General features: G+C 65.3%; 22 protein-coding genes and 1 pseudogene. 8 read left to right on the forward strand and 15 right to left on the reverse strand.

The features are described from left to right. Positions 1–18 precede the first annotated feature (18 nt). The 3 genes and pseudogenes from Tchar_RS03605 to Tchar_RS03615 form a co-directional block, all read right to left on the reverse strand. Entirely contained in the window at positions 19–2,919 is a 2,901-nt protein-coding gene (locus Tchar_RS03605) for an SNF2-related protein (protein WP_144327721.1), read from the reverse strand. Continuing rightward, complete coding sequence (locus Tchar_RS03610) at positions 2,906–3,763, reverse strand: helix-turn-helix transcriptional regulator (protein WP_144327722.1); 858 nt, start codon at positions 3,761–3,763, stop codon at positions 2,906–2,908. The genes Tchar_RS03605 and Tchar_RS03610 overlap by 14 nt, the downstream gene beginning before the upstream one ends. A gap of 289 nt (positions 3,764–4,052) precedes the next feature. Then, a pseudogene (locus Tchar_RS03615) lies at positions 4,053–4,379 on the reverse strand (ATP-binding protein); the annotation flags it as partial. Between the two features lie 122 nt (positions 4,380–4,501). Between Tchar_RS03615 and Tchar_RS03620 the strand changes: the two are divergent. Together Tchar_RS03620 and Tchar_RS03625 are read left to right on the forward strand one after the other, a co-directional pair. Beyond that, positions 4,502–4,885, forward strand: coding sequence for a type II toxin-antitoxin system RelE/ParE family toxin (locus Tchar_RS03620; protein WP_144327723.1), 384 nt, complete (start codon positions 4,502–4,504; stop codon positions 4,883–4,885). Continuing rightward, a complete protein-coding gene (locus Tchar_RS03625) occupies positions 4,869–5,192 on the forward strand; it encodes a helix-turn-helix domain-containing protein (RefSeq protein WP_144327724.1) in 324 nt (107 codons plus the stop codon). The genes Tchar_RS03620 and Tchar_RS03625 overlap by 17 nt, the downstream gene beginning before the upstream one ends. A 165-nt stretch (positions 5,193–5,357) precedes the next feature. Here the strand turns inward: Tchar_RS03625 and Tchar_RS03630 are convergent, their stop codons facing one another. Further along, complete coding sequence (locus tag Tchar_RS03630; protein ID WP_144327725.1) at positions 5,358–5,693, reverse strand: hypothetical protein; 336 nt, start codon at positions 5,691–5,693, stop codon at positions 5,358–5,360. A 159-nt stretch (positions 5,694–5,852) separates the two neighbouring features. Here Tchar_RS03630 and Tchar_RS03635 point away from each other — a divergent pair, with 159 nt between their 5' ends. The 3 genes from Tchar_RS03635 to Tchar_RS03645 all read left to right on the forward strand — a co-directional run bounded on the left by Tchar_RS03635 (position 5,853) and on the right by Tchar_RS03645 (position 8,488). Then, positions 5,853–6,437 carry a thioredoxin family protein gene (locus tag Tchar_RS03635; RefSeq protein ID WP_144327726.1) on the forward strand — a complete coding sequence of 195 codons (585 nt, stop codon included), beginning with the start codon at positions 5,853–5,855 and terminating at the stop codon, positions 6,435–6,437. 74 nt (positions 6,438–6,511) lie between these two features. Further along, entirely contained in the window at positions 6,512–7,558 is a 1,047-nt protein-coding gene (gene tadA / locus Tchar_RS03640) for a tRNA adenosine(34) deaminase TadA (protein WP_236640166.1), read from the forward strand. A gap of 9 nt (positions 7,559–7,567) precedes the next feature. Then, complete coding sequence (locus Tchar_RS03645; protein WP_144327728.1) at positions 7,568–8,488, forward strand: LD-carboxypeptidase; 921 nt, start codon at positions 7,568–7,570, stop codon at positions 8,486–8,488. A 30-nt stretch (positions 8,489–8,518) separates the two neighbouring features. Here the strand turns inward: Tchar_RS03645 and cphA are convergent, their stop codons facing one another. Together cphA and Tchar_RS03655 are read right to left on the reverse strand one after the other, a co-directional pair. Then, complete coding sequence (gene cphA / locus Tchar_RS03650) at positions 8,519–11,104, reverse strand: cyanophycin synthetase (RefSeq protein WP_144327729.1); 2,586 nt, start codon at positions 11,102–11,104, stop codon at positions 8,519–8,521. A 39-nt stretch (positions 11,105–11,143) separates the two neighbouring features. Then, positions 11,144–13,318, reverse strand: coding sequence for a cyanophycin synthetase (locus tag Tchar_RS03655; protein WP_144327730.1), 2,175 nt, complete (start codon positions 13,316–13,318; stop codon positions 11,144–11,146). Here Tchar_RS03655 and Tchar_RS13715 point away from each other — a divergent pair. From Tchar_RS13715 to Tchar_RS03665, 3 genes are read left to right on the forward strand one after another with little or no spacing between them, the layout of a single operon-like run. Beyond that, positions 13,317–13,457, forward strand: coding sequence for a hypothetical protein (locus Tchar_RS13715; protein ID WP_161595445.1), 141 nt, complete (start codon positions 13,317–13,319; stop codon positions 13,455–13,457). The genes Tchar_RS03655 and Tchar_RS13715 overlap by 2 nt on opposite strands. Beyond that, positions 13,432–15,717 carry a cyanophycin metabolism-associated ABC transporter gene (locus Tchar_RS03660; RefSeq protein WP_144327731.1) on the forward strand — a complete coding sequence of 762 codons (2,286 nt, stop codon included), beginning with the start codon at positions 13,432–13,434 and terminating at the stop codon, positions 15,715–15,717. The genes Tchar_RS13715 and Tchar_RS03660 overlap by 26 nt, the downstream gene beginning before the upstream one ends. Continuing rightward, on the forward strand, positions 15,714–16,226 hold the full coding sequence (locus Tchar_RS03665; protein ID WP_236640168.1) for a cyanophycin metabolism-associated DUF1854 family protein: 513 nt from the start codon (positions 15,714–15,716) through the stop codon (positions 16,224–16,226). Before Tchar_RS03660 ends, Tchar_RS03665 begins: the two co-directional genes overlap by 4 nt. 39 nt (positions 16,227–16,265) lie before the next feature. Here Tchar_RS03665 and Tchar_RS03670 read toward each other — a convergent pair whose 3' ends face one another. From Tchar_RS03670 to Tchar_RS03710, 9 genes are all read right to left on the reverse strand, one after another. Beyond that, positions 16,266–17,042, reverse strand: a complete 777-nt coding sequence (locus Tchar_RS03670) for an ABC transporter ATP-binding protein (protein ID WP_144327732.1) — start codon at positions 17,040–17,042, stop codon at positions 16,266–16,268. Positions 17,043–17,069: 27 nt separating this feature from the next. Further along, positions 17,070–18,200 carry a succinylglutamate desuccinylase/aspartoacylase family protein gene (locus Tchar_RS03675; protein WP_144327733.1) on the reverse strand — a complete coding sequence of 377 codons (1,131 nt, stop codon included), beginning with the start codon at positions 18,198–18,200 and terminating at the stop codon, positions 17,070–17,072. A 2-nt stretch (positions 18,201–18,202) separates the two neighbouring features. Then, on the reverse strand, positions 18,203–18,916 hold the full coding sequence (locus Tchar_RS03680; RefSeq protein WP_144327734.1) for an ABC transporter permease: 714 nt from the start codon (positions 18,914–18,916) through the stop codon (positions 18,203–18,205). A gap of 17 nt (positions 18,917–18,933) precedes the next feature. Then, positions 18,934–19,632 (reverse strand): ABC transporter permease, encoded by a 699-nt coding sequence (locus tag Tchar_RS03685; RefSeq protein ID WP_144327735.1) that lies wholly within the window; start codon positions 19,630–19,632, stop codon positions 18,934–18,936. 62 nt (positions 19,633–19,694) lie between these two features. Further along, positions 19,695–20,474, reverse strand: a complete 780-nt coding sequence (locus Tchar_RS03690; protein WP_144327736.1) for an ABC transporter substrate-binding protein — start codon at positions 20,472–20,474, stop codon at positions 19,695–19,697. 416 nt (positions 20,475–20,890) lie between these two features. After that, on the reverse strand, positions 20,891–22,405 hold the full coding sequence (locus Tchar_RS03695) for a tripartite tricarboxylate transporter permease (protein ID WP_144327737.1): 1,515 nt from the start codon (positions 22,403–22,405) through the stop codon (positions 20,891–20,893). A 2-nt stretch (positions 22,406–22,407) separates the two neighbouring features. Continuing rightward, a complete protein-coding gene (locus Tchar_RS03700; protein ID WP_144327738.1) occupies positions 22,408–22,869 on the reverse strand; it encodes a tripartite tricarboxylate transporter TctB family protein in 462 nt (153 codons plus the stop codon). A 66-nt stretch (positions 22,870–22,935) separates the two neighbouring features. Further along, on the reverse strand, positions 22,936–23,607 hold the full coding sequence (locus Tchar_RS03705; protein ID WP_144327739.1) for an ankyrin repeat domain-containing protein: 672 nt from the start codon (positions 23,605–23,607) through the stop codon (positions 22,936–22,938). Then, positions 23,604–24,455: a TatD family hydrolase gene (locus tag Tchar_RS03710; protein WP_144327740.1), complete on the reverse strand. Its 852-nt coding sequence runs from the start codon at positions 24,453–24,455 to the stop codon at positions 23,604–23,606. Before Tchar_RS03710 ends, Tchar_RS03705 begins: the two co-directional genes overlap by 4 nt. Positions 24,456–24,478 lie beyond the last annotated feature (23 nt).

Here is a 24,478-nt window from a genome sequence, read left to right on the forward strand (position 1 = left end):
GGCGGGCGCGTCGCTTCGTCAGACGACGGCCCAGCGAATGGTGAAGAGTGTCTCGGCCTGCGTGCGCTGCGCGAGCCGCTGTTCCAGCTGGTCGATGAGCTGGTCGCGCTTTTCCATGATCTCGTCCTCGATGCGGAAGATCTCCTGCCGCTGGCGGCGCTGCTGGCGCTCCAGTTTCTGGAGCTTCTCCTGGATCGCGTGCTGCTCTGCCAGCGTGGTGGCCTGGCGCGCCTGCCGGCGCAGGGCCTTGATCTGTTCCTTGGTGTCGGCCAGCGCCTTCTCGGCGGAGAGCACCATGTCGTCGGCCCAGCGTTCCAGCTTCTCCCGCGCCTCGTGGAAATAACGGTTGTTCTGTTCCAGCGAGCGGCTGAGGGTGGCCTGGGCATGGCGCTCGCTCTCCGCGGCCAGCCGCCGGGAAACCGTGTCAGGGATCGTTGCGGTGCCTGCGACGTGGCCGCCGCACTGGAACAGCTTCTCCATGGTTTCCTGGTCTAGCGCGGCCCCGTCGTCGGTCAAGCCGGAGAACAGCAGGTACTCCTCCCGTTCGTACGACTCGATGGTCAGGCGGGTGAGCGTCAGGTAGCCGCGCTTGCCCCGCAGGGCTTCGACGACGGCGATACGGGTCGGGTGGCGGCTGATGTCGAAGAGGATCTCGGCGGCAGGTGTATCGGCATCCCGTGCCTGGGCGAGCACATGCTCGCCCAGCGGGTGCGAGAGCCGGTAGAGGAACTGGCCGGCACCCTCCGCCTGCGGGTGGACGCGGCAGATCAGGTGGTATCGGCCGGCGGGAATATCCTCGCGGGGCGGGCGGACCAGTTCGAAGGTGAAGGCGTCGTCATCGAAGCGCGCCTGGTCGGCCAGCACGTGGCGCGTGAGCGACCAGAAGCGCCTGCCGACCCGGTCCAGCCGGGCCAGGGCATCCGCAAGCCGCATGCGCAACCGTTCGTGCACGTCCTCGTCGAAGTGCTCGAACAGCGCCCGCCGGGTGTCTTCCAGCCGCGAGCGGATCTGTTCGTCCATCTCCGCCTGCAGGGCCTTGAAGGCGGCGTCGATCTCCTCAGGGGTCCGGCACGCCTGGTAGATCGCGAGGATGCGCTTTTCGAAGTCCACGCCGGACTCGATGGTGCCCAGCACCTCGTCGGAGGCGCCGAACACGCCGCTGAAGAGGTTGAATTTCTGCTCCAGCAGCTCCAGCACGCGGCGGTCGGCCTCGTTGCGTTCGTTGAGGAAGTTGATGACCACCACGTCGTGCTGTTGGCCGTAGCGATGGCAGCGGCCGATGCGCTGTTCGATGCGCTGCGGGTTCCAGGGCAGGTCGTAGTTGATGACCAGTGAGCAGAACTGCAGGTTCAGGCCTTCCGCTGCCGCCTCGGTGGCGATCAGGACGGAGGCATGGTCGCGGAAGTGCTCGATCAGCGCCGTGCGCATGTTGACCGCGCGGGAGCCGGTGACCTTGTCCGAACCCTGGTTGCGCTCGAGCCAGCGTTCGTAAATGGCGGTTTCCCCGGGGCCGTTGTTGCTCCCGTTGAAGATGACAAGCTGGCCGGCATAGCCGTTGGCCTCGAGGAACTGCTTCAGGTACTCCTGCGTGCGCCTGGATTCGGTGAAGATGACGGCCTTGCGCGCGGCGCCGACCATTGCCATCTGCTCGAACCCCGTTTCCAGCGCCTTGAGCAGCGTGCGGCTCTTGGTGTCGACGCGGATGCTGCGGGCTTCCTCGGCAAGGCGTGCCAGGACGGCGATCTCTTCCCGCAGTTTCTGGCGGTCGACCGGTGCATCGGTATCCCGGCCCGGGGCCTTGTCCTCGTCCTCGCCGAGGATCTCGTCGAGCAGGTCGGTTTCCAGCTCTTCGTTCTCGGCCAGGAGCTCGGCCAGGTCCACTGTGTCGTCGGTGCCGGAAGTGCGCTCGTCGAGCATGGCCTGCAACCGCTGGCGCAGGATGTCCAGGGTGGCGGCAACGGCGGCCGAGGACGATGCGAGCAGTTTGCGCAGGATCAGCGCCGTCAGGTGCCGTTCGCGGCGGGGCAGGGCATAGCTGTCTTCGCGCCGCAGGAATTCGGACACCTTTTCGTAGAGGGCGTGCTCCTCGTCGGTGGGACGGAAGGGCCGGGTGACCGGCTTGCGCTCGGTGTAACGGATGTACTCCGTGACCTGGTTGCGCAGGGTCCGCTTGCAGAATGCCGACAGCCTTTGGCGCAGGGCGCCCAGATCGCTGCCGGCGCCCGCATACTGCGCGCGGAAGGCATCGACATCGCCGAAGAGGTGCTCGTCGATCAGGGTTGACAGGCCATACAGTTCCAGCAGCGAGTTCTGCAGGGGTGTGGCCGTCAGCAGCAGCTTGCGGCAGTCCTCGGTGGCCCAGCGGATGCCCTGGCCCACCTTGTTGCTCGGACGGTAGGCATTGCGCAGCTTGTGCGCCTCATCGATGACGACGAGGTCCCACCGGATGGCCCGCAGTTCGTCCCGGATCGAATGGGCGAAGTTGTAGGACAGGATCAGGATGGCGCCCTGGTCCAGCGGGTTGCGCGCTTCCCGGCGGGCCTGCCTGTATGCCCTGGCGTCCAGGACGACCGCGGGCAGGTTGAACTTTTCCTGCAGCTCCAGCGCCCATTGCTTGCGCAGTGACGCGGGGCAAAGGATCAGGAGCCGGCGCCGGCGCTCGGCCCAGGACTGGCACAATACGATGCCGGCCTCGATGGTTTTCCCGAGGCCGACTTCGTCGGCGAGGATCACCCCCTTGGAGAGGGGGTTCTGGAGCGCGAACAGCGCCGCCTCGATCTGGTGGGGGTTGAGGTCCACCGAGGCATCAAAGAGCGCCATCGAGAGGCGATCCATGCCCGAGGCCGCCCGACGGGTCAGGTCATGGGCATAGTACTTGGCGTGGTGCGGGGTCAGGGAGATGACATCAGGCGACACCATCGCCCACCTCCCCGTTCAACAGCACGATCTGCTGGTCCGCCGGGCTCCGGGTGGACGGGTCAGCGTCCAGGCCGAGACGTTTGATCGCGTAGTAGAGCATGGCCTTGCGGACAGTGATGCTGGCCTTGCCTCCCTGCATGCCGTAGTCGAGCGCCACCACTTTCTTCTGCGCGTCGGACAGCCCCGGGTGCGGACCGATTTCCAGCGTGATGTGCGTGTGCCAGTCGGCATCCTGGCCGGGGTCCGCGTCACTGGGGCGGCTGTCCCGGATGCCAAGGATGCGCGCCAGCAGGAAGTCCTTGAAGCATTGGTCGGTGAAGCACCAGGCCCGCGCGTGCCAGCGGAAACCATCGAATGCGATGGCATGGGGCGCGATCCAGCGCCAGCGTGGGGCCGGGCTGGAAAGCGACTGGTATTCGATTTCGATGGCCCGTCTGCTGTGAATGGCCTGGAGCACGGCGCGCAGGTGGCCGGCATCGATGCCCCGAGCGGGGTTGCGCACCGTATCGAAGTCCGGCATCTGGCCGATCCAGGTTTCCTCCTGCGAGACGATGCCGTCGGAGATCGACCGCAATTGGGACAGGTAGCTCGCCGGGTCCGGTTTCAGGAACAGGGGCTCGAAGCGGTCGCCGCGGACGTAGGCGCGGGCGCTCTTGTCGTAGAGCATGTTGCCCGGCGCCATGCCGAGGTAGCGGTTGAGGTCAGTGGAGGCCTGGTTGATCGAGATCCCGAAGGCGGCCATCAGGTCGCCGCGGTTGACATGGCCTTCCCAGAACAGCCGGAACTCGATGAACTCGAGCCGGCGCTCAATGCCCCATCGAACGCTGCCTTGCTTTGCCCCCACCTTTGCCCCCAGTGACCCGCATCGAAATTGTATTCGACCATTTTCTGGTTGGTTTTTAAAGGAGGAGGCTGCGGCAGGTGGCCCAGCGTCGTGGGGGAGAGGGCGGTGGTGCAGTCAGTGAGTTATGGTATTTTTCATGGTATTTGATGGCAAAGCGTCTTAGTAACCTATTGATCTATATGAGATTAAAGCGTAAATTGATGTTCGAGTGGGAGTGATACCGCTTCCGGCAGCAGCCGGCAGGAACGGGCGCCAAACACATCCATGTGCCCCGCGTCAATTACCTTGGCCGGTCGACGGCGGCCAGCGTAATGGCCGGCTCGGCAAGCACATGATCCCAGCTGGAGAACGGCTGTTTGGCCGTAATCGCCAGACTCTTGCGTTCGTAGCGCTCGGCGATCAGTTCGAACAGCACGGAGGTCTCGCCTTGGTCGCGGCGCACGTAGCTGAAGTCGTCGCAGATTAACAGGTCGAAGCGGTCGAACTTGTTGGCGAGCTCAGCCGGCAGTCGCAGGTCGCGCCGAGCCGCCTGCAAGCGCTGCACCAAGTCGCCCGTGCGAGTGAAGAGCACTCGATAGCCGCGCTTGATCAGCGCGTGGCCCAGGTCGGCAACCAGCCGTGCGCGGCTCGCCCTTGAACGACCACACGGTCTTCAACACTGCAGATCGTGACCGACCGTCTGCACGGAGAGCAAGGAACCTCTCGACACATAGTGCCACTGGGTGGCATACTTTGCAAATGAGAAGAGTCTTCAAGACGCGCCACTTCGCTCGTTGGATGCGCAAGACCGAACTGACAGACGCCGGGTTGTGTCAAGCGGTCGAGGAGATGGCCGTGGGCCTCATCGACGCCGACCTGGGCGGTGGCGTCTTGAAAAAGCGCGTGGGCTTGGGCAACCGCGGCAAGCGTGGTGGCGCGCGTACCCTGATTGCCACCAACAAGGGCGATCGCTGGTTCTTCGTCTATGGCTTCGAGAAAAACGAGCGGGCCAACATCGATGACGAGGAACTGGAGGCGCTGCGGGATCTGGCCGCCGATCTGCTGACCCTTCCCGCTCGCCAGTTGTATGACTCCGTTGCCGACGGAACATTGCAGGAGATTTGCCATGACAAACGAGCCTAAGTCCAAGAGCCGCCTGCTGCAGGCCGTTCATGAGACGGCGCGCGACCTGCATCGCCTGGGCTTCATCGACAAGCGCAAGATGCGCCAGTACGACGCGCTGTGCCTGGAGCCGGTGCATGAATACGACGCCGAGAAAGTGCGCGCCTTGCGCGAACGGCTGCACTTGAGTCAGGCCGTGCTGGCATCGGTCCTAAACACCAGCGTCTCGACCGTGCGCAAGTGGGAAGTGGGCGACAAGAAGCCCAGTGGTCCCTCGCAGAAGCTGCTCGACCTCATCGAACGCAAGGGGCTCGAGGCCGTGCTCTGAAGTCGCTGGGCACGAGCTCAGGTCACCGCGTCGGCGTGTTTTGGCGGGTGGGATCGTGCATCCGCATGCGTCTGCGACGAAATGCGGGGCTGGCTACTGTAACAGATCCGCCGTTCCGGGGGAGAGTCTTTCGATCAAGAAACCGCTGTGCACAACATCGCTCATTCAGTCGGGTGGGCAGGTTGTGCGGAGTCTCCCTGGTGGGCGCCGTCGGTGCTGGCGACTCATGCGTCGGCTCCAGACGTGTCGCTCGCCGACTGCTGCGCCGCCCCCATCCAGTAGCACAGAAGCGGTGCGGGAATGCGCATTCTGCGCGTGGTAGCGGGCCAACAGGTGCTTGAAGACGGCCGTCTCGGTGGCCACGCCCAGCGCAGCGGCATCCTCCAGGATCGCCTTGCCCTTGAGCATCACCGCCCGGGGCGTGGGCGGCGCGGCCAGCCAGGTGTGCAGCTCGCGGAAGGTGGCACGCCGCCATGTGGGCAGATCCGCAATGGATCTCACCGCGCCGATCGGTGTGTTCCCAGGCGGGTGACACCCGGCATGAGCTCGTGAAAACCCAACGGGCGCCGGCGTTGCCGGTTCTGCCGGGGGTGGCGCGGCATCGCGCTGCTGCGTACAATGCTTGTCGTAGGCAGACAACCGGCGCGAGGGTAACGTGCTATGGCAAGAACGGCATCGTTGATGGTGGAGCTGGGGCAAACCGCCCCCGCGTTTGCGTTGCCCGACGTGGTCTCGGGCAAGGTGGTGTCATTCGATACTTTCCCCGATGCCAAGGGCTATCTGGTGGCCTTCATTTGTAACCACTGCCCGTTCGTGCAGTTGATCCGGCATGAGTTTGCCCGGCTGGCGCGCCGTTCGATGGCGCGGGGGCTGGCGGTGATCGCCATCAACGCCAACGACACCGATGCCTACCCGGAGGACGGCCCGGACGCGATGCGCGACGACGCGCGGCGCTTTGGCTACACCTTCCCGTACTGTCTGGATGTCGACCAGAGCGTGGCCAAGGCCTTTGGCGCCGCTTGCACACCAGACTTCTTTTTGTACGACGCGCAGCGGCGCCTGGTATACCGGGGACAGTTCGATTCGTGCCGGCCGGGATCGGACCTGCCCGTGACGGGCGAGGATTTGGCTGCGGCCATCGATGCGGTGCTCGAAGGACGCCCCGTACCCGGGGAGCAAAAGCCGTCCCTGGGCTGCAACATCAAGTGGAAGCCGGGCAACGAGCCGCCTTACTTCACCGGCTGAGTGCAGGCCAGGTTGACGGCGGGCGGCATGGCAGGCCGGGGCTACGGTCAATGCATCCGCCCGCGTACGTCCCCATGAGCGAAGTCGATCGCCGTTTCATGGCCGAGGCCCTGGCCTTGGCACGGCAGGCTGCGCAGGCCGGTGAAGTGCCGGTGGGGGCGGTCGTCGTACGCGAGGGACGCGTGGTCGGCCGCGGCCACAATCAACCGGTGGCTTGCCATGATCCCACGGCGCACGCGGAGATCGTGGCGCTGCGTGAAGCGGCCCACACCCTGGGGAATTATCGGCTGGACGGCTGCACGCTGTACGTGACCTTGGAGCCGTGCGCCATGTGTGCCCAGGCGGCCCTGCATGCCCGCGTGGCGCAGGTGGTGTTTGGGGCAAGCGAGCCGCGCAGCGGCGCCGCCGGGTCGGTACTGAATCTGTTTGCCCTTCCGGCGCTCAACGCCCACACCGTCGTGCGGGGTGGGGTGCTGGCTGATGAGGCCGCTGCGTTGATGCGCGACTTTTTCGAGCGCCGACGCAGCGAGCAGCGCGCGCAGGCGCAGCCCTTGCGGCCAGACGCCCTACGCACGCCAGAGATGGCGTTCGATGCTGTGTGGGCACGTGCCGCGGCCTGGGGGCTGGCCCGCAGTGCCTCCCGCTATCGGCACGATTTACCGGCGCTGCAGGGCTTGCGCTTGCATTGGTTGGACGTAGGGCCGCACGACGCTGCCACGACCTGGGTGTGCCTGCACGGACTCCAGGGCTGGTGGCCGCAGTGGGGGCCGTGGGTGGCGGTACGGCTCAGCAATGGGCAGCGCTGTTTGGTACCCGATCTGGTGGGGTTTGGTCAAAGCGACAAGCCGAAGAAGCGCGCCTGGCATACACCGGCGCGCCATGCGGCGGTGCTTGCCCAGTGGCTGGATGCGCTGGGCGTGACAGCGGTTTGCCTGGCTCTGGCACCCGGTGCGCAGTGGTTGTTGGCGCCGCTGCAGCAACACTGGGGTGGGCGCGTGGCGGGCGTGTCGCACGTGGCCGCCGAGGCCTTGCTGCCGGCGGCTGACGATTGGGCGAACGCCCCGTTTCCCGACCGCGGCCACCGCGCCGGTCCGCTGGCCTTGGCCGCGCTGGCCGGATAATGCCCGCCTATGCCCAGTCTCTACATCTACTCCCCGAGCGGAGCGGTGCGCGACCGCGCCGCCTTTCGGCGCGCGGTGCGCCGGCTGCAAGCCGCCGGCTATGACGTCGCGGTGGACCCCGCCGCGCTGGCCAGCCACCAGCGCTTTGCCGGCGATGACGAAACGCGCCTTGCCGCCATCGAACGCGCGGCAGCCAGCGGTGCGGACGTGGCCTTGACCACGCGCGGGGGCTATGGCTTGACGCGCCTGTTGCCCCGACTGCCCTATGACGAGATCGCGGCTGCGGCACAGCGTGGCATGGCCTGGGTGGGCTTGAGTGATTTCACGGCGTTTCAATTGGCCGTGCTGGCCCAGCGCGGCACCGCCACCTGGGCGGGCCCGGCCCTGATGGAGGACTGGGCGGGTGAGGCGGTGGATGAAATCACGGCAGCATGTTTCGACGATTTGGCGCGCGGGGTGGGGGAGGGGGCCGGCTGGCGACTGCCGCGCGCCGACGGGCAGGCACACCCGGAGCTGAGCGCTGGGTGGCGGCTGGAAGGTGTGCCGCTTTGGGGCGGCAACTTGTCCATTTTGGCCGGGTTGGTGGGTACCCCCTATTTACCAGCCGTCGAGGGGGGCGTGCTGTTTTTGGAAGATGTGGGCGAGCATCCGTATCGGATCGAGCGGCTGCTGACGCAGCTGTTGTTGGCTGGCGTACTGGCGCGGCAGCGTGCGCTGCTGTTGGGAGCCTTCAACCGATTTACGTTGACGCCGCACGACCGCGGCTTTCGGCTGGAGACCGTCGTGGCTTGGCTGCGCGCCCAGTTGCCGGGGGTGCCCGTCGTCACGGGCTTGCCGTTTGGGCACGTTCCGACGAAAGTGGTGTTGCCCGTGGGGCGGCCGGTCGATTTGGTCGTCGAAGGCCGAGACGTCCTGCTGTTTTGGGGTTGACGGAAAGGCACTCCGGCGTCGCTGCGACCTTCATGCCGCCGCTTCGGTGGCCTCGGCCACCCGGCGGCTGATGTGGGCCAGCGCCTCCTCCACCTGGTCGATCAGAATCAGGCACACGTCGCCCGGTTCTAAGCGATCGAGCGCGGTATCGATGGCCGCAAACTCACCCCGAATGGCCGTTTGCCAACGCGCCTTGGGCGCGGCTTGCAGTCCCCGCTGCAGCAGGGCAATGACTTCGCCGTCGGCGCGCCCGCGCTGGCAGGCATCTTCGAACAGCACGACTTCATCGAACACCTCGCCGATCAAGCGGCCTTGCTCGATGATGTCTTGGTCGCGGCGGTCGCCGGCGGCGCTGATCACCACCAGCCGTTTACGGGCTGGTAGCGTCTGAACCGCCTGACATAGCGCGGCGATGGCATCGGGGTTGTGGCCATAGTCGGCGATCACGGTGGCTCCCCGGTAGGCAAAGCGGTTGAAGCGCCCAGGCACGGTGTGCGCATCGGCGGTGAAGGTCGCCAAACCATGGGCGATGGCATCCCACGACACCCCCGCCGCCCAGGCGGCAGCCACGGCGGCCATGGCGTTGTCCACTTGAAAGGGGATGCTGCCCCCGTCGGTCAGCGGGATCTGGCTGAATGGGATGCGGACCTGCCATCCCGCTTCGGCGGCAACCAGGCAGCTGTCGTCGGCGAAAACGACGCGTCTGCCCAGGGCGCGGTGGGTGGCGATGACCGGGTGCCGGGCGGAAGGACCAAAGTAGGTGACCTGTCCGGGACAAAACTCGGCCATGGCCACACAGTGGGGGTCGGCGGCGTTGAGCACGGCCATGCCATCGTCGGCGACGTTCTGAACGATCACCCGTTTCAGAGCGCTCAGATCCTCGACGGTGGTGATGTAATTCAGGCCGAGGTGGTCGCCGGTGCCAATGTTGGTGACGACGGCGACCTGGCAGCGGTCGAAGGCCAGACCTTCGCGCAGGATGCCGCCGCGTGCGGTCTCCAGCACGGCGGCGTCCACGTCCGGGTGCGCCAACACGCGCCGCGCGCTGCGGGGGCCGCTGCAGTCGCCCTGATCGATCTGGCGCCCGTTGATGTAGACACCGTTGGTGTCGGTGAAACCCACGCGCCAGCCGTGCTGTGCGAGCAGATGGGCGGTCAGCCGTACGGTGGTGGTCTTGCCGTTGGTGCCGGTGACGGCGATCAGCGGAATACGGCCATTTTGGCCGGGCGGAAACATGTGGTCGATGATGGCTTGCCCGACGTTGCGCCCTTTGCCGTACGATGGGCTCAGATGCATGCGCAGGCCCGGTGCGGCGTTGACTTCGACGATGCCGCCGCTTTGCGTCTCCAGCGGTTCGACGACGTTTTGGCACACCACGTCCACGCCGCACACGTCCAGGCCGACCGTCAGCGCGGCGGCAACGGCGCGCTGGGCCACCAGCGGGTGGACTTCGTCGGTGACGTCGGTGGCGGTGCCGCCGGTGGATAAATTGGCGTTGTTACGCAGCACCACGCGCATGCCCAGCGACGGCACCGAGTCTGGGGTGAGGCCCTGCTGCGCCAGCCGATCCAATGCGATATCGTCTAGGCGAATCCGGGTCAGCGGCGTGGCATGTCCGTCGCCACGGCGCGGGTCGGCGTTGACTTGATCGACCAATTCACGCACCGTGTGGACGCCATCGCCTACCACCAGCGGCGGATCGCGCCGCGCCGCGGCGACCAATTTGCGTCCGACCACCAGCAAGCGAAAGTCGATGCCCGGCAGGTAGCGCTCGACCAACACCTCGCTGCCGTACTGGCGGGCCGTTTCATAGGCGGCGCGCACCTGCTCTTCGGTATGGACGTTGGCGGTGACGCCCTTGCCTTGGTGTCCATCGCGTGGTTTGACCACCACGGCTCCCCCCAATTCCTGGGCCGCTCGCCAGGCGTCATCGGCATCGCGTACCGGTCGCCCCAGTGGAACCGGCACCCCAACCGCGTGCAGCAGCTTCTTGGTCAATTCCTTGTCTTGCGCGATCGACTCGGCGATGGCGCTGGTGGTGTCGCACTCGGCAGCCTGGATACGGCGTTGCTTGCTGCCCCAGCCAAACTGCACCAGGCTTCCCGTCGTCAAGCGGCGGTAGGGGATGCCGCGCGCCAATGCCGCTTCGACGATCGAGCCGGTCGATGGACCCAGGCGGACATCTTCATCGAGCTCGCGTAGCTGCGCCAGTGCCGCATCGGTATCGAAGGGGGTATCGTCGCGGGCTGCCTGTAGCAGTTGCAGTGCCAGATCAAAAGCCAACCGCCCCACCGCTTCTTCCGTATATTGCACCACCACTTGAAATACCCCGGGTTCGGGCGCGGAGACGGTGCGGCTAAAGCTGACCGGACAGCCGGCGTGGGTCTGCAGGGCCAGGACGGTGATCTCCAACGCATGCGCCATCGTCACCATCCCCCGATCTGTGGGCTCAGGCAGTAGGCCCACTTGAGGAAAGCGTTGTCGCAGTCGGGTTTCGAATTCGTTGAGCCGACGCAAGTCGAGTTCTTCAGGTGCACAGGTGACCGCGGCCTCGATGGCGGTGACGCGTGACCACAGATTGGGGCCACGCAAGGCCCGCAAGCGTGTGACGTTCATGGTGGTGGATCGTGACAATGAACCGTTGGGGCAATCGCTTCAGTGCACTGAGATGCCAAGTGGAGGCGCCGACTCCAGGCAGGCGCGGATGATATCGAGGGGGACGTCCAGTGCCACGGCGGCGCCCACCGTGGCCAGCAGGGATGTCAGCGATACGCGCGTCGTGAGCGTTTGCAATCCCGGATGCTGGAGATCGGCGATGATGTGTCGCGTCTGGCCGTGATATAAGACGATGTGGCAACCCTCGTCACACAAAAAGCGCCGCCCATCGGCGATGTGAGCGTCGCGCAGCGCGTGGCCGCCTTGCGTGCTGTACAGCAAGACGTCGCCGTCACACAGTTCGGCCAAGCCCGCGCAGACGTCACAGTCAGCATTGAGCACCGCACAGCCCTCTGGCAGCACCACGTCCACTTGCGTACGCACCACTTTGCGCATGTGATCGCGGGTGGTGACATAGTGATCATCCAGTCCCTCGGGGACGGGTACGTCCGTGACCACGCCCACCAGGCAGCGGTCATATGACAAACCTTCGTCCAAGATGCTGCGCGGCGAGTTTTCAATGACGGCGCAATCGACCAGGCGGTTCATGAGCAGGCGCTGCCCGGCTTCCCAGTCGGACGGCACACTGGCATCGATGCGCTGTTCGTTGAGCCAAATCTGCCCCGCGCACGAAATGCCAACCATGCGGTTGGTACGCGCCAACAGCGCGCCCAGCAAGGCGGCAATCTCGGCGGTGCCCTGCGTGCCGGTGATTCCAACGACGGGGATGCGCCCTTGGTCGTTCGGACCGAACAAGTGCGCCACGATTGCCTCCCCGACCGGACGCGGGGTACCGCGCGCGGGCTTGAGGTGTGGCAGCAAGCCCGGGCCGGCGTTGACCTCGACGATGGCCCCACCTTGCGGGATGAGGGGCTGCGTGATGTCCTCGACCACCAGGTCGATGCCGGCGACATCCAGGCCGACGACGCGTGCGGCCAGCGCGGCCCACTCAGCGATATCGGGGTGTACTTCGTCGGTGACGTCGTCGGTGAGCAATCCCGTGCGCTGAACCAGCACCACCCGCCCCGCCTCGGGTACGCTGTCGGGCTGCAGACCCTGCCGGCGCAACTCCAGCATCACGTCGCGGTTTTCCGGCAGGCGGATGGTGTCGAGCGGGAACTCTTCCTCTTCCCCGCGCCGCGGGTCGCTGTTGATGTCGCGCTCGATGAGCTGGCGCACCGTGTGTTGCCCGTCACCCACGACGACGGCATGTTCTCCGCGCGAGGCTGCGACCATGCGCCCGCCCACGACCAAGATGCGGTGCTCGCGTCCACGAATGTAGCGCTCCACCATCACCTCGGAGCCTTCGCGCTCGGCCAGCGCGAAAGCCGCCGCGAGCTCTTCGCGACTGCGCACGTCCAGTGAGACGCCGCGCGCGTGATTGGCGTCCACCGGCTTGACGACGACCGGCAGGCCGATTTCCTGCGCTGCCTCCCAGGCATCCTCGACGTCACGCACGAGCCGGCCCTCGGGAACCGGCACGCCACACTCGGCCAGCAGCCGCTTGGTCAGGTCTTTGTCGCGGGAGATGTTTTCGGCAATGGCACTGGTGCGGTCGGTCTCGGCCGTCCAGATGCGCCGCTGACGACTGCCATAACCGAGCTGCACCAGGTTGCCTTCGGTGAGGCGAATGTGCGGGATGCGCCGCGCGCTGGCCGCATCGACGATGGCCGCCGTACTGGGGCCCAACGCATGGCGATCGATGAGGGCCATCAAACGCTTGACGGCGCCAGCCACGTCATAGGGTTGATCGTTGATCGCCGCCATCAACAGGTCGCGGCCATCCAGCAACGCCTGGCGCGCCACCTCTTCCTGGCGCGCCCGGATGACCAGCTTGTAGACGCCGCGCACATCGGTGGAGCGCGTCTGCCCGAACCCGGTGGGCATGCCGGCCAAGTTCAGCAGTTCGATGGCGATGTGTTCCAGGATATGTCCGGCCCAGGTGCCTTCGCGCAGGCGCTGCAGGAAACCGCCACGCTCACCGACGCCGCAGTGGTGTTCGATCAGACCGGGCAGCCAGGCAGTGAGCCGTTCGTAGAGCCCGGGCAGGGTGTGCGAGGGGTGGTCCTCCAGGGGGCCGATGTCGATGACCGCTTCCAGGGCGGGGCGGTAGGTCCACACGTTGGGACCACGTAGGTGGCGCAGACGCAAAAAACGAATGGCGTCGTGGGGCATGAAAGCACTCGACAAAAAATGCACCGGTCGGCGCGCGCGCACCGAACGGCTAAAACCCGATTATCATCCGGCGCCGCGCCTGAGCGCGCTGCGCTTCGCCATCAAATTGCAACATGTTGTATACGCCATCGTCCGCTGACCTTGCGGGGTGCCCGCCTGTTTGGCGCTCCGTCCTCGAGCAGACGAGGCCGTCTGCGACGCCGCAACCGGTGCTGGCCTGGTTGCCAACCGATTTGGATGCTTCCCTGCGGTTTCAGGAAGGTTTGCTTTGGGTGGCGGGGGGCGTGCTGTGCTGGGCCGCCAGTCCACAGTCCAAAGTCGCCTGCTGGACCATCGAGCCTGGTATGCGGTTGCTCGTCAGTGATCACCACGGTGTGGAAACGCTGGCTCTGTGGCGCGAGCGGCCGAACGAGCCAGCGCAGCGGCTGGCGGTGTGGCACTACACGCTGGGGCGACAGGTGCAGGCCCGTCGCGTGGTCGAGGCGTTCGAAGCCGTGCGCGACGCTGCCCCTGACCAAGCGCCGGCCCTGCAGCCAGCGCCCCTGCAGTGTCCGGTCTGTCACGCACCCATGGAGCCCGACGACGATGAGTGTGCCGTCTGTGCCCGGGTGGTGCACACGCCGCCGTCGGTGCGTACGTTGCTGCGCCTGTGGCGCTTTGCCCGGCCCTACCGCTGGCAATTGCTGGCCGGCTTCGTGCTGACGCTGGCGGCAACCGCTGCCACCTTGGTGCCGCCCTACTTGACCATCCCGTTGATGGACGACGTGCTGATCCCGTTTCAGAGTGGCACGCCGGTCGACTGGGGGCTGGTGTGGTTGCTGCTCGGCGGGTTGCTGGGGGCGGCTTTGCTGGCGTGGGGGCTGGGCTGGGCCAAAACCTATATCCTGGCGCTGGTGTCGGAGCGCATCGGTGCCGACCTGCGTACCACCACCTACGAACATCTGCTGGGCTTGTCGCTGGAGTACTTCGGCAACCGCCGCACGGGCGACCTGATGGCGCGCATCGGCTCGGAGACCGACCGCATCAACATCTTCTTGTCGCTGCATTTGCTGGACTTCGCCACCGACGTGATCATGATCGGCATGACGGCGGTGATCCTGTTTTCGATCAGCCCGACGCTGGCGCTGGCCACCCTGGTGCCCCTGCCCCTCATTGCCTGGCTGATCCATGTCGTGCGCGATCGCTTGCGCACGGGCTTCGAGAAGATCGACCGCGTCTGGGCCGAGGTCACCAGTGTGCTGGCCGACACCATCCCCGGCATCCGGGTGGTCAAAGCCTTCGCCCAAGAAGGGCGTGAGGCGCAGCGTTTTCGCGATGCCAATCGGCACAACCTGGAGGTCAACGACCGACTCAACCGGCTGTGGTCGTTGTTTTCACCCACGGTGTCGCTGCTGACCGAGATCGGTTTGCTGGTGGTGTGGGGCTTCGGCATCTGGCTGGTGGCGCGCGGCACGGTCACGGTGGGCGTGCTCACCGCCTTCCTGGCCTACATTGGGCGCTTTTACACGCGGCTGGATTCGATGAGCCGCATCGTCTCGGTCACGCAGAAAGCGGCGGCCGGCGCCAAGCGCATTTTCGATATCCTGGATCACGTCTCCAGCGTGCCGGAGCCAGCCGATCCGGTGCCGCTGCCGCGCCTGCTGGGGGCGATCGAGCTGCGCCACGTCTCGTTTCGCTACGGCAACCGGACCGTGCTGCATGACCTCGACTTGAGCGTGCGGCCCGGCGAAATGATCGGTTTGGTTGGACACAGCGGTTCTGGTAAGAGCACCCTGGTCAATCTGATCTGCCGTTTCTACGATGTGGCCGAAGGCGAAATCCGGGTCGATGGCGTGGACATCCGGCGCTTTCGGCTGGCGGAGTACCGGCGTCACATCGGCTTGGTGCTGCAAGAGCCGTTTCTTTTCTACGGCACCATCGCCGACAACATCGCCTACGGTCGGCCCGATGCCACGCGTGAAGAAATCATCGCCGCCGCTCGCGCGGCCCATGCGCACGACTTCATCTTGCGCCTGCCCCAGGGCTACGACACCCTGGTGGGTGAGCGCGGTCAGGGTCTGTCGGGCGGCGAGCGCCAGCGCATCAGCATCGCGCGCGCGCTGCTCATCGACCCGCGGATACTCATCTTGGACGAAGCGACCTCCAGCGTCGATACCGAGACCGAAAAAGAAATCCAGAAAGCGCTGGACAACCTGGTGCGCGGGCGCACGACGATTGCCATCGCGCACCGGCTCTCGACGTTGCGGCGCGCCGATCGCCTGGTGGTGATGGACAAAGGGCGCAAGGTGGAAGAGGGCACGCACGACGAACTGCTGGCGCGGCAGGGCGCGTATTGGCGGCTGTATCAGGCCCAGCTGCGCCAGGCCGAAGCCGAGGCACAGCGCTGGAGACAAGCATGAGCGGCGACATGCAGCTCTCTGGCGAGGCGCAGACGGTACATGCGGCTTTGGACACGCGTCTGCGCCGCACCCCCTCCGGTTTGCTGGAGTGGTGCGACGACGCGGGCCAATGGATCGGACCGGTGGTGGCGGTGCGCGCGTTCCCCATTCAGGCGCCGAATGAACACATCGGCCTCATTGGCCCCGATGGGCGGGAGCTGGCGCACATCGCGCGGCTCGATGCGCTGGTGCAGCCGGTACGCTCGCTCATCGAAGCGGCGCTGGCCGAGCGCGAGTTTTTGCCGCGCATCCTGCGCTTGCGGGAGGTGAGCTCCTTTGCCACCCCCAGTACCTGGACGGTGGAGACCGACCGGGGGCCGACCCGCTTCGTGCTCAAGGGTGAGGAAGATATCCGCCGCGTTGCCCGCGATGTGCTGTTGATCCAGGACAGCCACGGCGTGCAATATTTGATTCGAGAGCCGCAAAAGCTCGACCGCCACAGTCGACGGCTTCTGGATCGATTTTTGTAGGCGGCGTCTATCTCATGTTTTATCAATGAGATAGACGTATTACTTCAGGTTTCCACTGAGGAATTGTTGTAGCCGTTCGCTGCGCGGCTGGGTCAGCACCTGCTTCGGGTCGCCTTGCTCCTCGATGCGCCCTTGGTGCAAGAAGATGACGTGATTCGAGACCTCACGCGCGAATCCCATCTCGTGGGTGACCACCACCATTGTGCGGTGTTCCTCGGCCAAGCCTTGCATCACCCGCAGCACTTCGGTGACCAGTTCGGGATCGAGGGCGCTGGTGGGCTCGTCGAACAACATCACCTCGGGCTCCACTGCCAGTGCACGCGCGATGGCCACCCGCTGTTGCTGGCCGCCACTGAGGTGCGCCGGGTAGCGGTCTTCCACGCCCTTCAGGCCCACGCGCTCCAGATATTTGCGCGCCGCGGCCACCGCTTGCTCACGTGGGATTTTGAGCACATGCACCGGCACCTCGATGACGTTTTGCAGCACCGTCATGTGTGACCAGAGGTTGAAGTTCTGAAATACCATCGCCAGCCGGGTGCGTAGCCGGCGCAGTTGCTCGGGGTTGACCGCGTGCAGTTCGCCGTCGCCAGCCGGGCGCAGCTGTAACTCCTCGCCAGCGACGACGATGCGGCCGCCGTGGGGTTTTTCCAAGAGATTGATACAGCGTAAAAACGTACTTTTACCCGAGCCGGAGCTGCCGATGATGCTGATCACATCACCGGCGCGGGCAGTCAGCGACACGCCCTTGAGCACCTCATGGGCGCCGTAGCGCTTGTGAATGTCTTCGACGTGGAGTTTGACGGTAGTCGTGCTCATGCAGGTGGCGCGCGGGCGCAGCCGCGTTCATTCAGACAGCAAATAACCCGTACGGAAAGCCTCGCGGCCAGCAACTTTGGCCACCCCCAGGCCGGCGATTGCGTAGCGATCGCGTGCGCGGGCGTACAGCACACCGTCGTGGGCGGGGCGCAGTACAGTGGCGCGATGGCTCAAGGGGTCGATGACCTCGGCGACGGCATCGCCCGCACGAACCCAAGCCCCTACCGGCGCCTGGAACACCAACACACCTGGGTGCGGCGCGCGCAAGGTCTCCGAGCCCGCCAGCGGCGTCGGTTCGAATAGCGGTGCTGGAGGCGTGCCCGGATCGCCGGCCACCACTCCCAGATGTTGCAAATAACGGCACACGGCGTCGGCGTCGGCGACGGCATATTCATGCGCGACATCGGCTTGTCCCCGCAGTTCCACGGTGGCCGCAGCGCAGGCCTGGGGCAGGGGGGCGGTGCAACCACCATCGCGCAAGCGCTGCGCCAGCTGCGACCACAGCCCCGAAAGCTGTTCGTCAAATGGCTGCCCGCCGGCACCGTAGTCGGCCAGCAGCACCGTGCGTGCCCCCAGCCAGCGCGCCAGCGGCTCCAGCGTCGGCCAACACACCGTTTCGCTGTACAGGTGCAGTACCGCCTCGTCATCGCAATGCAGATCCAGCACCACGTCGGCATCGGCAGCCAATGCAAACAACGTCAGCCGCAGGCCCTCCAGTTCAGTGGTAGGGCGCTGCTCGCTCAGCCACGCCAGCACCGCTGCACGCACGCGGCGCACGTTCGCGGCGGCGTCTCCATCCAGTTGGTCGCTCACGCGCTCGAAGGCGATGGCAGCGAGGTCCGGATAGCCGCGGTTGAAGTTTTCCGAGGTATTCAGTTCGAAGCGACCGAGCGCGCGGTGGTCGATGCGCTGCGCCAGGCCAATGGGGTTGGCCACGGGAACGATCACGACCTCGCCGCGGATCGCGCCCAGCGCTTCCAGTGCCAGCAGGCGCTGGCGCAGATGATGCACCACCAGCATGCCGGGCAACTCGTCGGCGTGCAGGCTGGCCTGTACATACACCTTGGGGCGCGCGCCGGTGCGACCAAAATGCCAGCTCGTCAGCGTTCGTTGCGTGCCCAGGCTGGTGCTCGGTAGGGGGTGGGTGCGCACGTCCATATTCAGGCACGCCGTGGGGCCAAGTGGGCCAGAAAATGCCGTTCAGCCCACTTGAAGAGACCCACCAGGGTGAACGTGATGAGCAGGTAGATGGCGGCTGCGAACAGATAGGCTTCGAACGGCAGATAGAAGTCCGAGTAGACGCGGCTGGCGGCAGCGGTGAGGTCGAGCATCGCCGGCACGGTGCTGGCCAGACTGGTGCTGTGCAGCATCATCACCACCTCGTTGCTGTACGCGGGCAAGGTGCGGCGCATCGCGCTGGGCATGACGATTCGCCACAACACCTGCCGCGGGGACATGCCCATGGCGCGTGCGGCCTCGATTTCGCCATAAGGGGTTTCGCGAATGGCGCCCGCCAGCATCTCGGCGGTGTAGCCGGCAGTATTCAACGCGAAAGCCAGCAGGGCGCAAAAAAATGCGTCCTTGAACCAGGTCCACGGCCAGATCGCATCCCAACGCGCCTGGACCCAATCCAACTGGGCGATGCCGTAGTAAATCAGGTAGACCTGGATCAGCAGGGGGGTGCCGCGAATCACATAGGTGTAGCTGCCCACCAGCCAGCGCAGCAGGCGCCAGCGGCTGTTCAGGGCGATCGCCATCGGCACGGCCAGTACCGCCCCCACGGCCAGCGACGACAACAACAGCTTCAGCGTCGTGACGACGCCCTCGGTATACAGCTGCAGTTGCGCCGGCTCGAAAATGACGGACCAATTCATGCCCAAAGCTCCCGCGCTCAAGCCTGCCAGCTCTGCGCCCGGCGCACGCCGGCGCTAAAGCGCGCCTCCAGGTGCCGCAGCACCCACAGCGACGCCGAGGTGTAGACGAGGAAGAGGCCGCCAACGAACAAAAAGAAAAAGATCGGTGAGCGCGTGGCCGCGGCTGCTTGCTTGGCCAATAGGGTCATGTCCTGCAACCCGATAAGGCTGACCAATGCCGTGCTCTTGATCAGCACCAGCCAGTTGTTGGTAAAGCCGGGCAGGGCATAGCGCACCATTTGCGGCAGGGTAATCCGCCAGAAGGTTTGCAGTCGCCCCATGCCAAAGGCCCAAGCGGCCTCCATCTGGCCGCGCGGAATGGCCAAAATGGCGCCGCGAAACGTTTCCGTCATGTAGGCGCCATAGATGAAGCCGATGGTCAACACACCAGCCACGAAGGGATTGATATCGACCTGCTGCTCAGACCCCATGGCCTCGAGCAGCTGGTTGAGGCCGATGGTGCCGCCATAGAACACGAGCAGCATCAGCACCAACTCAGGAATGCCGCGCACCACGGTGGTGTAGACGGTGGCGGCGAGCGCGGCAACGCGGTGACCAGAAAGCTTGGCCGTGGCACCGAGCAAACCGAGCACGATGGCCACCAGCAGGGACGCCAGCGACACACCCACCGTCAGCAGGGCCCCCTGCAAAATGGTTGGAATATAGTCCAGCAGCATGGCAAAGAAGAACGCGTCGCTGCGGCCGAGGCCCCAGCGACGCGCCGCTCACGCCTCAGGCATCACTTGCCGTAAGGGTCGAAGTCGAAATATTTTTTGGCGATTTTTTCGTAGGTGCCATCGGCACGGATGGCCTTGATGGCAGCGTTGATGTCGGCCTTGAGCTTGTCTTGGCCTTTGCGCATCGCTACGCCGACGCCCTCGCCGAAATACTTCCGGTCGTACAACTCGGGTCCGACGAAGCCATAACCCTTGCCTTCGGGCTTGCGCAGGAAGCCGCCGGTCACCTCGACCTTGTCGGCCACGGTGCCGTCCAAGCGCCCGGCCCGGATGTCCAAATAGACCTGATCTTGGGCTTCATAGGGGACGACCTGCACGCCGGCGGGCTTGAGCTCGCCCATGGCGTACTTTTCTTGCGTACTGCCTTTGAGCACACCGATTTTTTTGCCCTTGAGCGACGCCGGCCCACTGTACGGTGTGCCTTCCTTGACGACGATACCACTGGGGGTGTTGTAGTACTTGTCGCTGAAATCGACGACCTTCTTGCGGTCATCGGTGATCGACATCGAGCTGATGATCACGTCGTACTTGCGCGCCAGCAGCCCCGGGATCATGCTGTCCCACACCTGCTCGACATAAACGCACTTACGGTTGAGTCTGGCACAAATGGCCTCGGCGATGTCGACATCGAAGCCGGTGGGCTTACCGTCGGGCGTCTTGTACGTGAACGGTTCGTACGTTGGGTCGATAGCGACCTTGAGCTCGGCTGTCTGGGCCTGAGCGGCGCCGAGGCCCACCGAGGCCGCCAGAGTGACCGCGAACAAAACATGGCGTCGATTCATGAAAACGACATCCGAAGTGGAACATGGGGAGTGATTGTAGACAGACGCTTGCCCAGGCTTTCCCATGGTTTACCCGCAGGCGAGCGTAAAAACACCAAGCAATAGCGATGCCAGTCGGGGAGTCGACTCGGCGCGCGGCGCCGTGGTAGGGTCGCACCGACCAAGCCGTGGGGAGGCCGGCCGAACGGCCGATGCGACGGTGCTGGTGGCGTCGCCCCTATGTGTTAGTTAACATAATACACATTGTGGAACTTTGATGGTGGTGCGCTGACACCGTGCACCGCGAGCACTTACGGCCGGCCGTTGGTTTTTGCTTCGTGTTGCAGCGGCTGCGCCGGTTGGTGGCTTTGCGGGCAACATGGCTGGTGGCGCCGGCACTCGCCAGTCATACGCACGCGCAGCGCGGGTCGCCGCGCTCACAGCGCGTCCCGCGACCGCTCGCGCGCGCGCAGGCTCGCGCGCAGCAGGCCCCACAGGCTCCACGCCAGCAGCGCGGCGCTGGCCGCCATGAAGCCCAGGCTGATGGGCCGGTCGATGAAGATCGACGGGTCGCCGCGCGACAGCAGCAAGGCGCGGCGCAGGTTTTCTTCCATCAACGGGCCGAGCACGAAACCCAGCATCAACGGAGCGGCCTCGAAGCGCAGCACCGCCAATGCGTAGCCCAAGACGCCGATCGCCGCCACCATGTAGATGTCGAACACGTTGTTGTTGACGCTATACGTGCCCAGCGCGATGAAGACCAGGATCGCCGGATACAGCACGCTGTACGGGATGCGCAAAATCGCCACCCACATGCCCACCAACGGTAGGTTCAGAACCATCAGCATCAGGTTGCCGATGCCAAAGCTCACGATCAAGCCCCAAAACAAGTCGGGCTGGTTGGTCATCAGCAGCGGACCCGGCTGTATGCCGTGGATGATCAGGGCGCCCAGCATCAGCGCCATGACGGCGTCACCGGGAATGCCCAGGGACAGGGTCGGCACGAAGGCCGTTTGCGCAGCGGCGTTGTTGGCGGCCTCAGGCGCGGTGACGCCCTCGATGGCGCCGCGGCCAAAGCGTGAAGGATCGCGCGCCAGTTTTTTTTCCGTGGCATAGGCCATGAAAGAGGCGATCGACGCGCCGGTGCCTGGTAAAGCGCCGAAAAAGCTGCCAATGCCGCTGCCGCGCAGCATGGGCCGCCACGAGTCTTTCCAGTCCTGCCGCGTCGGCAGCATCGAGCGCAGGGTGATGCGCTCGTTGATTTGTCCCTCGCGCGGCTGATTGACCGATCCCACCACCTCGGCAATGCCAAACAAACCCATGGCCAGCGCGACGATGTTGATGCCGTCCATCAGCTCTGGCACGCCGAAGTCGAAGCGCGCTTGCCCGGAGTTGACGTCGGTGCCCACTGTGCCCAGCAGCAGGCCCAGCACCACCATGGCCAGTCCTTTGAGCGGCGAGCCCGTGGCCAGCGTCGAGGCAGCGATCAGTCCCAGCAGCATCATCGCGAAATACTCGGCCGGCCCGAATTTCAATCCCAGCTCGGCGATGCTGGGGGCAAAACCGGCCAGGATGGCAATGCCGATCATCGAGCCGACGAAGGAGGCGATCGTCGTCATGAACAGCGCCACCCCCGCCCTGCCCTGTTTGGACATCGGGTAGCCGTCTAGGCAGGCCACGGCCGACGAGGGAGTGCCGGGCAGATTGAGCAGGATGGAGGCGGTGGAGCCGCCATACTGCGCCCCGTAGTACACGCCCGCCAGCATGATGATGGCAGCGGTGGGCGGAATGTGGTAAGTCACCGGCAGAAGCAGCGAGATGGTTGCCATGGCGCCGATGCCGGGCAGCACGCCGATGAGCGTGCCGATGAATACGCCGATGAAGCAGTACAGCAGCATCATCGGCTGAAGTGCTTCCTGCAGCCCGAGCCAGAGTCCCTGCGCGATATCCATGATCATCGACTCCACGGCCACACGGGCAACACCATATTCAACCCCGCGATGAAGATCAGCCAGCACAGGGCGGCGATGACCGCCGCCGCAATGAGGCGGGTGCGCCAGCCGATGCCGCGATCGGCCAGCGATGCCAACAGAACCGAGGCGACCGTGGCCAGCACGAGGCCAGCGGTTTTCAGCAATACGCCGAACAGCACCAGGGCGCCGATGACGCAGCCCAGTGTGCGCCAGGCCACCGTGATGCGCACGCCGGAGCGCAGCAGCGCTGGCAGCGCAATCAGGACGCCCAGCCCGCCCAGCAGCAGGCCGAGGCCGAAGGGAAAGAAGCCGGGGCCCATGTTACGGGGGCTGCCCAGCTCGTAGTGTTCGACGGCATACCATGCGGCGGCAAAGCCGATGGCGGCCATCAGCAAACCGCCGAGCACATCGTGATGATCGCGGCGGGTGCGTGAAACATCCATACGGTGTTCTCCTGTGGGTATTCGTTCTGCACGGTGTTGGGTGGACGGACGCCGTCGCGGTCTGCGTCACCACTGACCGCGCGGCTGACGCGCGCGGATGGCGGCCGCAATCATATCGATGACGGTCTGGCGGCTGACTTGACGCGCGAAGTCGATGGCGTCCAGCCCCAACCGGTTGCGCAGCGTCGGATCGGCACCCTCCTCCAGTAACAAGCGCACCACTTCCTCGCGGCCGTAACGGGCGGCCATCATCAGCGGTGTGGTGCCGTTGGGTGACTCGGCGTCGATATACGCGTGATGCTCCAGCAGCAGCCGGGTGATGGTCAGTGCATGCTCGCCCTTGTTGGTGGCTGCGTAGTGCAGCGGTGCCCAGCCTGGGCGGTTGACCTGGGCGCGCCGCGCCAGCAACTGCTCCACCAGGGGTAAGTGGTTGCGCAGCGCCGCCATCATCAGGGCGTTTTCGCCGGCCGCATTGACGGCTTCGACATCGACTTCGGGCTGCAGCACCAGGTAGCGCGCCACCGCCAGCGCATCGCGCTGCAGCGCCAACACCAACGGCGGTGTCAGGTCGGGGTCAGGGCTGTTGAGATCGAAGCCGCGCTCGTGCAGGCGACGTACCGTGCCCACGTCGTCGCGCACCACGGCGGTGAAAAACTGCTCGTAAGATCGCTGCGCCGAGGCGGACTGGCTTCCTAAGCCAATAATAATGAAAACAAACAGATACAGGAATTTTTTCATGTATCGGTTGATATTTTGGCGGGTCTATCCACCTGCGTGCGGGCAAACAGGGCACGAAAATTGGCGCTGGTGACCTCAGCCACGGCATGCACGTCCATTCCTTTGATGCTGGCGAGTTGCTGCGCCACCAAGGGCACGTAGGCCGGCGTGTTGGTTTGGCCGCGGTGCGGCACCGGGGCGAGGTAGGGGCTGTCGGTTTCGATCAAGCAGCGCTCCAGTGGCACGTAGGCCGCCACTTCGCGCAGATCGGCGGCGTTCTTGAAGGTCAGAATACCCGAAAACGAGATATAAAACCCCAGATCGAGCGCCGCACCCGCCACTTCACGCGTTTCCGTAAAGCAGTGAAAGACACCCTGCACCGGCGCACCGCCCCCGGCATGGCGGTGGCCAAACCCGCCTGCTTCGCGCAGAATGGCCAGCGTATCGTCGGCAGCAGCGCGGGTGTGGATGACCAGTGGCAAGCCGGTGGTGCGCGCCGCGGTGATGTGCACCCGAAAGCGTTCGCGCTGCCATTCCATGTCGGCTACCGTACGCTGCCCCAAGCGGTAATAGTCGAGCCCGGTCTCACCGATGCCGACCACGCGCGCGCGCGCGGCGCGCTGCACCAAATCGGCCACCGTCGGCTCCTGTACACCTTCGTTGTCGGGGTGCACGCCCACCGTGGCCCACAGCCGTGGCCCCTCGGGTGGTGCGCTCAGGGCGATGCGGTGCACGTCGTCGAAGCCTTCGAGGGTGGTTCCAATGCACAGGGCTTGGCTGACGCCGGCAGCGCGCATCTGCGCCAGCACGTCATCGAGGCGCGAGCTCAGTTCGGGAAAGTCGAGATGGCAATGCGAGTCGGTGTACATGGGTGAGTGAGGCAACGCTTGCA

Source organism: Tepidimonas charontis (assembly GCF_007556685.1).
Taxonomy (GTDB): domain Bacteria; phylum Pseudomonadota; class Gammaproteobacteria; order Burkholderiales; family Burkholderiaceae_C; genus Tepidimonas; species Tepidimonas charontis.